This window comes from Sandaracinus amylolyticus (genome assembly GCF_021631985.1).
Classification (GTDB): Bacteria; Myxococcota_A; Polyangia; order Polyangiales; family Sandaracinaceae; genus Sandaracinus; species Sandaracinus amylolyticus_A.
This window is the reverse complement of the sequence record NZ_CP070225.1, coordinates 4698746-4711371: the sequence shown is the minus strand read 5'-3', so window position 1 is coordinate 4711371 and position 12626 is coordinate 4698746. Positions and strand designations below refer to the sequence as shown.

Annotated in this window: 11 protein-coding genes; 6 read left to right on the top strand and 5 right to left on the bottom strand. The window is 71.1% G+C overall.

Annotation, left to right across the window (positions count from 1 at the left end; translation table 11 throughout):
- Window positions 1-88: 88 nt before the first annotated feature.
- Window positions 89-889 (top strand): alpha/beta fold hydrolase, encoded by an 801-nt coding sequence (locus I5071_RS19905; protein WP_236607066.1) that lies wholly within the window; start codon window positions 89-91, stop codon window positions 887-889.
- On the opposite strand, the gene I5071_RS19900 is transcribed toward I5071_RS19905, so the two are convergent.
- Window positions 871-1824: a helix-turn-helix domain-containing protein gene (locus I5071_RS19900; protein WP_236607065.1), complete on the bottom strand. Its 954-nt coding sequence runs from the start codon at window positions 1822-1824 to the stop codon at window positions 871-873. The two genes, I5071_RS19905 and I5071_RS19900, sit on opposite strands and share 19 nt — an antisense overlap.
- Between I5071_RS19900 and I5071_RS19895 the strand changes: the two genes are divergently transcribed.
- Entirely contained in the window at window positions 1823-2236 is a 414-nt protein-coding gene (locus I5071_RS19895) for a DUF6223 family protein (RefSeq protein ID WP_236607064.1), read from the top strand. The genes I5071_RS19900 and I5071_RS19895 overlap by 2 nt on opposite strands.
- Window positions 2237-2474: 238 nt before the next feature.
- On the opposite strand, the gene I5071_RS19890 is transcribed toward I5071_RS19895, so the two are convergent.
- The 4 genes from I5071_RS19890 to I5071_RS19880 form a co-directional block, all read right to left on the bottom strand.
- Window positions 2475-3284: a hypothetical protein gene (locus I5071_RS19890; protein WP_236607063.1), complete on the bottom strand. Its 810-nt coding sequence runs from the start codon at window positions 3282-3284 to the stop codon at window positions 2475-2477.
- Between the two features lie 56 nt (window positions 3285-3340).
- Complete coding sequence (locus I5071_RS47010) at window positions 3341-3637, bottom strand: type II toxin-antitoxin system RelE/ParE family toxin (protein ID WP_419249638.1); 297 nt, start codon at window positions 3635-3637, stop codon at window positions 3341-3343.
- Complete coding sequence (locus I5071_RS19885) at window positions 3637-3786, bottom strand: hypothetical protein (protein WP_236607062.1); 150 nt, start codon at window positions 3784-3786, stop codon at window positions 3637-3639. Before I5071_RS19885 ends, I5071_RS47010 begins: the two co-directional genes overlap by 1 nt.
- 214 nt (window positions 3787-4000) lie before the next feature.
- A complete protein-coding gene (locus I5071_RS19880) occupies window positions 4001-5239 on the bottom strand; it encodes a protein-disulfide reductase DsbD family protein (RefSeq protein ID WP_236607061.1) in 1239 nt (412 codons plus the stop codon).
- A gap of 306 nt (window positions 5240-5545) precedes the next feature.
- Between I5071_RS19880 and I5071_RS19875 the strand changes: the two genes are divergently transcribed.
- The 4 genes from I5071_RS19875 to I5071_RS19860 all read left to right on the top strand — a co-directional run bounded on the left by I5071_RS19875 (window position 5546) and on the right by I5071_RS19860 (window position 12618).
- Window positions 5546-7825, top strand: a complete 2280-nt coding sequence (locus I5071_RS19875) for a hypothetical protein (protein WP_236607060.1) — start codon at window positions 5546-5548, stop codon at window positions 7823-7825.
- 27 nt (window positions 7826-7852) lie between these two features.
- The gene (locus tag I5071_RS19870; protein ID WP_236607059.1) at window positions 7853-8761 is read left to right on the top strand and encodes a HEAT repeat domain-containing protein; all 909 of its coding nucleotides are present in this window, start codon (window positions 7853-7855) and stop codon (window positions 8759-8761) included.
- A 113-nt stretch (window positions 8762-8874) separates the two neighbouring features.
- Window positions 8875-11955, top strand: coding sequence for a TolB family protein (locus I5071_RS19865; RefSeq protein WP_236607058.1), 3081 nt, complete (start codon window positions 8875-8877; stop codon window positions 11953-11955).
- A 108-nt stretch (window positions 11956-12063) separates the two neighbouring features.
- Window positions 12064-12618, top strand: coding sequence for a hypothetical protein (locus I5071_RS19860; protein WP_236607057.1), 555 nt, complete (start codon window positions 12064-12066; stop codon window positions 12616-12618).
- Window positions 12619-12626: the final 8 nt, after the last annotated feature.

Below are 12626 nucleotides of genomic sequence, written 5' to 3'. Positions count from 1 at the left end.
TCGCACGCAGGACGAATTCGCGCGCACCGCCGATGAGTCGCGCCGCGTGCGGGCGTCTACCTCCATCGCTCGAGGAAGGACGACCGACATGACCACGACTCACACACTCCCCGTTCGCGGCGGACGTCTCCACTACGAAGTCCGCGGCGAAGGTCCCGTGCTGCTCGTCATGGGCTCGCCGATGGACGCCGTGATGTTCGGGCCGCTCGCCGATGCGCTGGCGCGCGATCACACCGTCGTCACCCACGACCCGCCGGGGATCTCCCGCAGCACGTTCGACGATCCGCAGCTCGAGTCGACGCCCGAGCTGCGCGCCGACTGCGTCGTCGCGATCCTCGACGCGCTCGGCGCGAAGACCGCCGACCTCTTCGGCAGCAGCGGCGGCGCGGTCACCGGGCTCGCGCTCGTGACGCGACACCCCGGCCGACTGCGCACGCTCGTCGCGCACGAGCCTCCGCTGCTCGAGCTGCTCCCCGACGCGGCGCAGCTGCGCGCGATGACCGAGGAGAACATCGCGATCTACCAGCGCCACGGGGTCGGCGCGGCGTGGATGCAGTTCATGAAGAACGCGGGCTTCGACGTGAGCGAGCACGCCGGCCCGCCGGGCGAGCCGACCGAGAAGGACCTGCGCAACAGCGCGCGCTTCTTCCTCCACGAGCTGCGCGGCACGACGCGCTACCTGCCCGACATCGCCGCGCTGCGCGCGTCCGAGACGCGCGTCGTGGTCGGCCTCGGCGAGACCTCGGGCCACCTGCTCACGTCGCGCACGTCGATCGCGCTCGCGGAGCGCCTCGGCACCAAGCCGACGATGTTTCCCGGCGATCACGGCGGCTTCATGGGCCAGCCGAACGAGTTCGCCGACACGCTGCGTCAGGTGCTCGCGCGCTGACGGACCCACTCGGGCAGCCGCACGTGATGGTTCGTGGCGTCGAGGTCGCGAACGCGCGCGAACTCGCCCGGGGAGACGCCGCAGAACTCCACGAAGTCGCGGATCAGGTGCGCCTGATCGAAGTAGCCCGACGCGAGCGCCACGCGCGACCAGCGCGGGGCGTCCACGCGTCGGGTCGCGGCGAGCACGCGCTGGAACCGCCGCAGGCGAGCGAACTTCTTCGGCGTGACGCCGACCTGCGCGGTGAACACTTCGATGAGCCGGCGTCGGCTCAGGCCGACGTGGTCGGAGATCGCGCCGACGTTCGTGTCGCCGCGCTCGAGCGCGCGGAGCGCCACCGCCACCGCGTCGTGGCCCGGCCGCGCGCGCTCCAGCCGCCGCAGCAGCGCCGCTTCGAGGATGCGGAACCGATCGGCCGAGGTCGTCGCGCTGCCCAGCCGATCGCGCAGCTCCACCGCCGACGCGCCCCAGAGCGCGTCGAGGTCCACGTGTCGATCCGCGAGCTCTCCCAGCGCGACGCCGAAGAAGGGCCACGCCCCGCCGGGGCGGAAGTGGATGCCGACCGCCGACGTGTGCTCGCGCCCTTCGGCGAAGAACGGGCGACCGTGCGCGCCCGAGACGACGGCGCCCGAGAACCGACGACAGACGGGGGAGTCGACGTCGTAGATGCGGCGCTCGTCCTCGTCGAGGTGGACGACGAGCGAGAGCGTGCCGCTCGGCAGGATGCTCCCCCGCCCCTGCGAGGGCGCATCGGGCAGCGACCAGAGGTACTCCACGTAGCGGGCGAGCGGCCCCGCCGGCGTGTGGATCTGGTAGGGCTTGGACGCGCCGCGCATCGCACCCGAGCCATTGGGCCCGCTCGCTCGAGCTCGCAACGCGCGAGGTTCAAATCCGTCCAATCCGCGCGCGCCGGCGGGCGGTACGTCCGTGCCCATGCAGACCCTTCTCCTCGTCCGCGCTCGAGCCGTCCTCGTCGTCGCCGCGCTGCTCGCGTGGCCCGCGGCGCCTGCCGCGGCGCAGGCCGCCGCGGGCGTGATCGGGACCGGCTCCGGGCGCGCCGGCGCGACCGTGGCCGCGCTGATCGCGCTCGCGTCGGTGATCACCGGAGGCTGGGCGACCGCGCGCGCCCACGGGAGGCTCGCGGTGGGCCACGCACGGGACGGCGCGATCGTCGCGCTCGTGCTCGCCGTGATCGGGATGGCGCTCGCGGCGCTGCACCTGGCGACCTCCACGGGCGCGGTCGGCACCGGCAACGGGCGTGGCGGCGCGATCGTCGGGGTGGTGCTCGCGGTGATCGGCCTCGCGCTCGGGCAGCGCGCGCTCGCCCGCTCGGTCCGCACTCAGTGACCCTGAATTGGGACGCGCAGCCAGACGAAGTCGTCTGGAAGGTCGGTGTCGACACCCTCCGCCAGACGAAATCGTCAAAAAGGTCGGTGTCGACACCCTCCGCCAGACGAAATCGTCAAAAAGCTCGGTGTCGACACCCTCCGCCAGACCAAATCGTCAAAAAGGTCGGTGTCGACACCCTCCGCCAGACGAAATCGTCTGGAAGGTCGGTGTCGACACCCTCCGCCAGACCATTCCGTCAGCCGCTCGGCTGCTCTCCGCCGCTGGGCTCTCCGCCGCTGGGCGCCCGTCGCTGCGGGGCGGCGCGCACGCTGAACAGCGAGGGGAAGAGCTCGTCGGGCTTGCTGCTCCGGTACATCGCGATGCCGAAGAGCCGGATCGGCTCGTAGGTCGTGGCCAGCACCGCGTACGAGCGGTTCACCGCATCGGCCCAGGTGTCGTCGGTCGAATCGCCGAGCGCCGAGACGATGCGCGCCGCGAGCGAGCGGGCGCGGTCGACGTCGCCGTCGCGGTAGCGCAGCGTGTCGGCGGCGAGCGCGTCGGCGTGGGCGTCGTAGAGGGTCGCGAGCCGGCCGAGGTCGCTCGCGAGGTCGAGGTAGCCGACGCCGCTCACGATCGCGGCGAGCTCGCGCATCGCCGTCTCGTCGTCGGCGAGCACGTACGACACGACGCGGAGCATCGTCGTCTTCAGCGCGGTGGCGTCGGCGACGAGCGCGGCGGGCAGCATCGCGTCGGGCGTGGTCGCGTCCTTGGTCTCGCGCTGCACCGCCGCGTGCCAGAGCGCCCAGGCTGCGGGCCCGAGCCGGTCGACGAGCTCGCCGGGCAGCTCCTTCTCGACGTGTCGGAAGCGCTGGCGCATCGGCGGCTCGGCGATGCGGCGGGCGATGCCGAGGGCGAGCACCGCGACCTCGCGGAGGTCGAGGCGCGGCGCGACGTCGACGCTCTCGCCAAGCGCGCGCCGGGCTGAGGCGAGCGAAGCGAACGCGCCTTCGCCGAGCTTCGCGTCGTACTGGATGGAGTCCTCGTGGGTCTTCTTGCGGGTGGCCATGCGCGGACGCTCTCACCGGCGACCAGCGCTCGCTAGCCCCGGGCGCGGAGATCGGATCACCCCAGGCGCGGGCCGTGACGGCGGAGTGAGCTCCAGATCGAGAGCACGATCAGGTCACCGCCTCGAACTGCGTAGTCGACGTGGAACCGCGTCTGCGTGAGCAAGAAGCGCCGTGTTCCTGGTCGCGCACGCGGATACGCGACGCCCAGGTGCGGTGCGGTCGTGAGCGTCGCCAACGCAGCTTCGAGCTCGTCGAGAACGAGCTCGGGGGCGGACGGTCGCTCCGCTCGCCACCACTCGGTGATCCGCGTGAGCTCGCCGCGCGCGCGTGGCGTGAGCTTCGCGCGCAGCATCAGCGCCGCGGCGCGCGAAGGCCACGGATCACGTCGGCGGCGTCCAACATCTCGCCGCGTTCGATCTGCGCGTACGACTCCTCGATCGATGCTTCCATGGCACGACGCGAATCGTCGTCGAGATCGTCGTCGACGATCGCGAGCGTCACCTCGAGACCGTCGGGAAGGTCGGTCGGAGCATCGACGATCAGCCGGCCGTCGCGAACGCGTGCGCGGATCGAGGACACGAGAAGATCCTACGCCCTTCGGGCATGCGACGCACCTCGCTCTTGCACCTGCTGCATCACGGATGAGGAGGCCCCGCGTCAGGCTCCGAAGTGTGCGAGGCGAGCGTCGTCGCGCGCTTCCGCGATCCGGGGACGATCAGCGCACCTGCTGCATCAGCGACAGGAGCTCTTCGGCCTCGATGAACTCGGTCACGCGGTGCACCTCGCTGCCATCGCTCGCGTGCAGCACCACGAGCGGCAGGCCGCGCTGCGCGTAGCCGCGCAGCAGCGCGCGCTTCTCCTCGGTGTCCTGCCCCGGCGAGAGATCGACGTGCACCGCGACGAAGCGCGAGCCCTCTTCGATCACGCGGGGATCGGTGAACGTGTTGCGCTCGAGCTCGCCGCACGCCTGGCACCACGACGCGCCGAAGTCGACGATGTAGGGGCGCCCCTCTTCACGCGCCTCGGCGAGCGCGGCCTGGAAGTCCTCGCGCCAGGTGAGGCCCAGCGCCGGCGTGATCATCCACGCGAGCACCGCGAACGATCCGGTCGTCGCCAGCACGATGCCGAGCGCCTTGCGCACGCGTACCGCGACGTTCGGCTCGTGGAAGTCGAGGTGCACCGCGCCCACCGCGAGCCCGATCGCCGCCACCCCGAGCGCGATCGCGAGCACCAGCCAGGTGCGCTCGAACGCGTCCATCAGGCCGGGGATCAGATCCTTGATCCAGTAGAGCGCCATCACGCAGAGCACGATGCCGAAGACGCTCTTCACCATCTCCATCCACCGGCCGCTCTTCGGGAGCGACACCGCGAAGGTGCCGACCACCCAGAAGAGCGTCCCGAGGCCGAGCGCGTAGAGGAACATCGCCCCCGCGCCGAGCCCGACGTTGCCGGTGTTGCCGATCCACGCGAGCAGCGCGACGAGCGCGGGCCCGGTGCACGGCGTCGCGATCAGCGCCATCGCGAAGCCGAGCGCGAACGCGCCCTTCAGGCCGATGCCGCCGACGCCCGCGAGCTTGTTCTGCAGCGCGGGCGGCAGGTTGAGCTCGTAGAGGCCGAACATCGCGAGCGCGAGCGCGACGAAGAGCACCGCGAACCCGATCAGCACGACCGGGTAGTTCAGCCACTCGCCGAAGAAGCCGCCCGAGAGCGCGCTGAACACGCCGAGCGGCGTCATCAGCGCGCACATGCCGAGCACGTACGCGGTCGAGAGCATCGCGCCCTCGACCTTCGTCTTGGCCTGGCGCGCGCCGAACACCGAGACCGTGATCGCGATCATCGGGTACACGCACGGCGTCAGCGCGGTGCCGAGGCCGGCGAGATAGATGAGGGGAAGGGCGATCGCCCAGTTCCCCGAGCTCAGCGCGGCTTCGAACTCCGCGGCGACGTCGAACATCGCGCCGAGTATAGGGAAGCCCGGCGACCCCACCAGGATGCGATTCGTCCCCACACCGGGCCGACGTTGCGCTTGCACACGGGGGCTCGTGACCCCGACCTCCGCCCCCGCGGGGTCGCCGCCCCACGTGGATCGCGCCGCTCGTCGCTCACGGGATCACGAGTGGATGCAGTCACTTACGTGATCCGTGGTAGCGTGGATCGAGCGTTGCACATTGCCCCGCCCGACGACGGCCGACCCTGAGCAGGGCGGCGCTTGGTAACGGGGCAGCGCCCTCGGAAGGACCGGCGGCACATGGAGGCGGGCATGCGGAACGGGTGGTGGTCGCGCGCAGGGACGCTGTTCGGCGCTGTGTGCCTAGGCACCGCAGGCATCGCGCTCGCAGGCTGCGGCGGGGGCGGCGGCGACAGCGCGCTTCCCGGCGTCCAAGCCCTGGTGTTCGTGCAGCGCGCGTACGAGCGGGAGGATCTCTCGCACGACGTCGCGAGCGGCTCGGGCCAGGTCATCGACTACCAGCGCTACACGCCGGGCGGCGCGGTGATGGTGCTCGAGCCTCCGACGCCGGACGGCACGCTGCGCAACCTCACCGAGGGCTTCGAGGGCGTCGACGTGAACGGCCTCGACCTCTCGTTCGACGCGCGCCGCGTGGTCTTCTCGATGCGCCACGCCGACGACGACCACTATCACGTGTTCGTGACGAACGTGGACGGCACCGGCGAGGTGCGTCAGCTGACGTTCGGCGACTGGGACGACATCCGCCCGATCTTCGTGCCCGGCGATCGCATCGCGTTCGTGACCAACGAGCCGTACACGGTGATGGGGACGCGCGCCGACGAGTACAACCACGGCCGCGCGGTCACGCAGATCGCGACGGTGTCGATCGACGGTGGTGACGCGGATCGCCGGCTCTGCGCGCACAACCTCTCGCACAGCGCGGATCCCTTCCTCGTCACCGACGGCGAGAACGCCGGCCAGATCGGCTTCTCGCGCTGGGAGCACCTCGGCCCCGTCAACGACGTGAAGCTCTTCCGCATGAACCCCGACTGCTCCGGCATGGAGGCGATCGCGGGCCAGTTCAACCGCGGTGCGGGCGACAACGCGGACTTCAACTCGCTGGTGCAGGCGACCGAGATCGCGCCCGGTCAGTTCCTCGCGATCGGCACCAGCCGCAGCCGCACCATCCAGTCGGGCGCGGTGATCCGCATCGACGCGCGCGCTCGCGAGGGCCGCGACCCGCTGCGCATCGACGTGCAGCAGGCGACGTTCGAGAACCTCACGCCGCTGGTCCCGACCGAGAGCGAGAGCCCGCCGAGCGGCGTCGGTCGTTATCGTCACCCCCGCGCGATCACGGGCTTCGAGGGCCAGATCCTGGTCTCGTGGTCGGACGGCGACGTGAACGATCGCAACGAGCTCGCGGAGTCGGCGCCGCAGTTCGGCATCTATCTCTACGACGTCGAGAGCGGCCGCCGCACGCTCGTCTACGACGACCCGAACGTCTGGGACGTGTACGCGATGCCGGTGATGCCGCGCGAGGAGCCCGCGGTGATCCCGTCGACGGTGAGCGGCGCGTTCGAGCCCGCGCGTCCCGCGGTGATCGGCTCGATCGACGTCGCGGAGACCTCGCTCGGCGAGACCGTGCGCGGCGCGCAGTTCGGCGAGGGCGTGTCGCTGCACGACGCGCTGCTCGAGGCGACCCACGTGCGCATCATCGAGGGCTTCAGCTCGGAGATCGGCGCGGTCGGTCAGTTCGGCCTGACGATGCACGAGGGCGCGGCGATCCTCGGTGAGACGCCGGTCTACGAGGACGGCAGCTGGAGCGCGCAGGTGCCCGCGTACCTGCCCTACCACCTGCAGCCGATCGATCGCTTCGGCCTCGCGATCCGCAACCAGATGCTGTGGATCCAGGCGATGCCCGGCGAGTCGCGCCAGTGTGGTGGCTGCCACAGCTCGCGCGCCGGCGAGGTCATCCCGCGCATGGGCGCGACGACGGTCGCGCAGTCGGTCGGCCCCGACACCTCGACGTTCCGCACGATCCCCGATCGCGTGGAGCTGCCGTGGGCGGGCGCGGCGAGCGTGCAGAACGTGCAGGACGTGCTCGATCGCAACTGCGTCGGCTGCCACGACGGCGGCGCGAGCGATCCCTTCGCCGGTCAGACGTACACGGTGAACGTCACGACGATGGAGGGCGAGATGATGACGTTCGAGATCCCGTATCTCGATCTGTCGAGCCGCCCGATCAGCACGTACTACGAGCGCGAGGTCGTGACCTATCCGGCGTCGTACGTCTCGCTGCTCTACCCGAGCGCGATGATGGGCGACTCGGTCGCGACGGGCACCGTCGCGCCGGAGTGGATCGTCCCCGGTGATGCGCGCGGAAGCCGCCTCGTCGAGGTGATGAACGCGGTGGACGAGGCGGGGACGCGCGCGTGGAGCGACGACGCGCACCCGCTGCACCCCGAGGACCAGGGCGTGACGGTGTCGCGCGAGGATCGCCTCGTGCTCATCCGCGCCGCGGACCTCGGCGGTCAGTACTACTCGCGCTGGAACGTGGACGGCGCGGGCAACTGGGCGGGCACCGAGTACTGAGCTCGAGCAGGAATGAAGAGGCACATCATGAAGACGATCATCAAGCTCTTCGTCCTCGCCGCGCTGCTGGTGGGCCCCGTCGCGAGCGCCTCGGCGCAGGCGACCGGCTCGCCGGACTTCAGGCCCTACTCGCGTGAGGGCGAGATCAGCCCCCACACCCAGGCGCCGACGCGCGAGCAGCTCATGAACGCGATCGACGTCGCGCGCAGGAGCTCCCCGGTCGCGCTGCAGACGCTGCTCGAGTACGGCGAGCGCGTCGAGTGCCACGAGTGCGTGCCGCTGCTCGAGCAGCGCATGCTCGACCCGCAGGAGGACGCGCGGGTGCGCGAGATGGCTGCGTGGTGGCTGCGCCGTCGTCCCTTCGGGTTCGGCGCGATCATGGCGGAGACGCGCGCGGTGCTGGAGAGCGATCCCGATCCGGCGCGTCGCGCGGTCGCGGCCGATGCGATCGGCGAGTTCATGGATCCGCACGGCGTCGCGCACCTCGGTCGCGCGCTGACGAACGACGGTGACGTGCAGGTCCGCGTCGCGGCGGTGCGCGGCCTCGCGCGCATCAACTCGGCGGCGTCGCTGCCCTTCATCTCGCAGGCGCTCGGCGACGCGAACGTCCAGGTGCAGGACGCGGCGCTGCGCGTGGTGCTGCACGTGAACTTCTTCCGCGACCACGAGGCGCTGCTCCCGCTCCTCGCGAGCACGGAAGGATCGATCCGTCGCCGCGCGGCGCTCGTGATCGGCACGATGCACGTCGACGCCGCGGTGCCCGCGCTCGCCGCGATGGTCACCGGCGACACCGACGACATGGTGCGTCAGTCGGCGGCGTGGGCGCTCGGTCGCATCGGCACCGCGGACGCGCGCGCCGCGCTGCGCGAGGCGCAGGGCACGGAGCGCTCGACGCGCGTGCTCGACGCGATCGAAGTCGCCATCCGCATGCGCTGATCGTGTAGTCTCGAGGCGTGCGCGAGAGCGCAAGACGAACGAAGGGCTCGCTGCGCGAAGCGCTGCGGGCCCTTCGCGTTCCGGGCGAGATCGAAGAAGCGAAGAGAGGTTCGATGAGGACGAAGAACGCAGCCGTGTGCGTCGTCGCCCTGACGCTCGTGTCGACGATCGGCTGCGGCCCGCCGGATCTGCCCGAGAGCTCGTACTACGACGAGCGCATCCAGCCGCTCCTGTCGACGAGCTGCGTGCGACAGAACACCGGATGCCACCTCGGCACGCCCGAGGGCCTGAGCGCGGGCAGCCTCGACCTCACGTCGTACGACGCGGCGATGCGGCGCGACGACCTCTTCACCGCATACGGGCCGTACCCGCTGCCGCTGCTGCTGATGAAGCCGGGCGATCCGGTGCAGGTCTCGGTCGAGACCTTCGACCCGCCGGATCCCGCGCGCCCCGACGAGCGCTTCGTCCGCGTCGAGACCGACATCCGTCACGCCGGTGGCTCGACCGTCGATCTCGGCACGACGGGCTTCGCGCTGCTGCAGCAGTGGACCTCGTCGGGCCATCAGCGCAGCGGCGTGCCCGACGAGACGCTGAGCGAGAGCATCGGTCCCTGCCGTCACGGCGCGGGCAGCGTCGTCGGCTACGACCCTGCGGCCGCGGACGTCGATCCCGCGCTCTTCGAGCGGTTCCGCGACGAGGTGCAGCCGGTGCTGCGCGAGGCGTGCGCGGGCTCGAGCTGCCACGGCACGACCATCGCCGACCTCTATCTCTCGTGCGGCGAGGACGACGAGGAGCTGCGCTGGAACTACTGGGTCGCGCTCCAGTTCGTCACCACGCCGGTCTCGACGTCGGAGCTCCTGCGCCGTCCGCTCTCGACGTTGCGCGGCGGCACGTTCCACGAGGGCGGCAACGTCTTCGGGTCGGTCGAAGATCCGCGCTACGAGGTGCTGCGCGCGTGGGCCGAAGAGGTCGCGACGCGACAGCCCGCGCTGCTCCAGCCGTGGATCCCCGAGGACGCCGACGAGGAGGGCTTCCGCTTCTTCGCGAACCGCGTGCAGCCGGTGATCGTGCGCAAGGGCTGCATGTTCCTCAATTGCCACTCGCCCGCGATGTTCCACGACCTGCGGCTGCGCGGCGGCGCGGGCGGGCACTTCGGTCGTCTCGCGACGGTGCGCAACTACCGCATGGCGCGCGAGCTCCTCGCGCCCGAGGCGAGCACGCCCAACGAGAGCCGCATCATCGCGAAGAACCTCTTCCCCGACGAGCAGGTGTCGGGCGCGTCGGGCCTCTTCCATCGCGGGGGATCGCTCTTCGAAGACTTCGGTCGCGACGGTGGCGCGCCGAACCCCGCGGACCCCAGCGACTGCGCGGGCGTCGACGCGGACGCCGGGGATCTGAACACGATCCCCGCGTACTGCGTGATGGCGCGGTGGTGGGAGATCGAGCGCGAGGGCGGCATCACGCGCGGCGAGATCGTGCCCGACGGCGCGAGCGCGGTGGTGTGGGTCTCGCGCCCCGCGGGCGTGGGTCGCGTCGACGACTTCGACACATACCGGCCGGGCGCGGATCTGGTCGCGGCCGACGCGACGTTCGCGGCGGACGGAGCGCTCTCGCTGGGCGCCGAGCGATCGCTGCTCGCATCGTGCAGCGGCATCACCGTCGCGAGCGCCGACGTGCGCGGGCCCGCGGTGACGTGGGACGGATCGCGCGTCGCGTTCGCGGTGCGCACCAGCGCGAGCACGCCGCTGCGCTTGTGGTGGGTGAACGTCGACGGCAGCGGATGCGAGCCGATCCCCGGGGTCGCCGCGAGCGTGGAGACCGCGAACGGGATCCTCGTGCACGACTTCGATCCCGCGTTCGCGCCCGACGGTCGCCTCGTCTTCGCGTCGACGCGCGGAAACCTCGATCCGAGCGCGACCGGTCGGACCGGACCGACGCGCGCGCCCGCGACGATGCGTCCCAACGCGAACCTCTACATCGTCGACGAGGGCGGCGCGGTCCGTCAGCTCACGTTCCTCTTGAACCAGGAGCTGCAGCCCGCGCTGATGACCGACGGGCGCCTGATCTTCTCGACCGAGAAGCGCGAGGTCGAGTTCCATCAGTTCGCGGGGCGCAGACAGAACCTCGACGGCGGCGACTACCACCCGCTCTTCGCGCAGCGCGAGAGCGTCGGGTTCCGCAGCGCGACCGAGATCGTCGAGCTGCTCGATCGCAACCTCGCGATGGTCGCAGCGCCGATCGACGCGGCCGACGGCGCGGGCACGATCGTGATCGTGAACCGATCGATCGGTCCCGATCAGGACGATCGCGACGGGAACGATCGCGCGTACATCCACTCGATGCGCTTCCCCGCGCCCGGCGCGTTCGACGGAGGCAGCGGCGTGTACCGCTCGCCCTCGCCGCTGCCGAGCGGACGTCTGATCGTGTCGTGTGATCTCGCGGCGACCGATCTGCGCGCGGGCGGCTTCGCATTCGAGCTCTGCGAGATCGATCCCGACACCGGCGCGGTGCGCACGGTCGGCGGTCGCGCGGGCGCGGCGGACGTGGAGGCGGTCGCGGTGTACTCGCGCCTGCCTCGCGAGATCTTCCACTCGCGCATGGACGAGGTGAACGGCTCGACCGGGATCGTGCCCGGCGCGACCGACGCCGAGATCACGGTGATGGACTTCCCGATGCTCGCGACGCTGCTCTTCGCGAACCGTCGCACGTCGCGGCCGATCGTCGGCGAGATCGGCGGCTTCGACGTGCTCGAGGCGCTCGCGCCACCCGACGGAGCCGACACGTTCGGCGACGTGATGGGCGAGGTCGTGAGCGACGACTTCGGCATGTTCTACCGCTCGATGCGCGATCTCGGTCACGTCGATCTCGCGCCCGACGGCTCGGCGAGTTTCCGGGTGCGGGGCGGCGCGTCGATCGAGCTGCGCGTCACCTCGCGCAGCGGAGCGCCGCTGGCGTTCGGCGAGGACGCGATCTTCACCGGCGAGATGCACCAGCGCGAGCACATGCAGTTCTATCCGGGCGAGCGCATCCGCCAGTCGATCCCGCGCGCGCGCTTCAACGAGCTGTGCGGCGGATGTCACGGGAGCATCAGCGGCCGCGAGCTCGACGTCGCGGCGGACATCGACGTGCTCACCGAGGCGTCGCGTCACGTGAGCGCGGTGGGAGAAGACCCGGTCGATCTATCGGGGCTCTGATCTCCGTTCCGATCGAACGACCGTGCACGGCTGTTCTCCTCCCGAGGCGACCCGAGCGCCCTCACGTTCGTCTTTGACCCTCCGACGGGTTCTCCGTACTCTCGGCGCGTGCCGCTGCCGACGGTGCTGTTCCTCGCGTTCGCGACCGGGATCGCGGCCGCGCTGGCGGGACGCACGGAGCTCAAGATCAGTCCTCGCCCTGCGCTGATCACGCGCAGCTCGCTGGCGTTCCTGATCTTCGACTTCCTCGTGCTGGTCCCCGCGTCGGCGTACTTCTACGCGTTCCACGGCGACTGGTTCCTCCTCTACGTGCTCGACGTGCAGCGCATCCCGTCCGCGGTCGCGCTCGTCGGGTTCGTGCTCGAGGGACTGCTCGCCGCGGGCGGCTTCGCGCTCGGCGCCGGCCTGGTCCGCACCCAGCGCGAGACGGTCGCGGGCGTGACGATCGGCCTCTCGCTGCTCTTCGGCATCGGCGCCGCGCTCGCCGCGAGCGATCGCCTCGCGGTCGTCGGGAGCTACGCGCAGTACCGCGGCAGCTTCGGGCTCGTGCCGTTCACCGAGGGCCCGCTCTTCATCGGCACGATCGCGATGTGCTCGATCGTCGCGATCGGCCTCGCGTTCCTCCTCGCGCGAATCTGGCTCGGCGCGCGGCGTCAGGGCTGATCTCGACC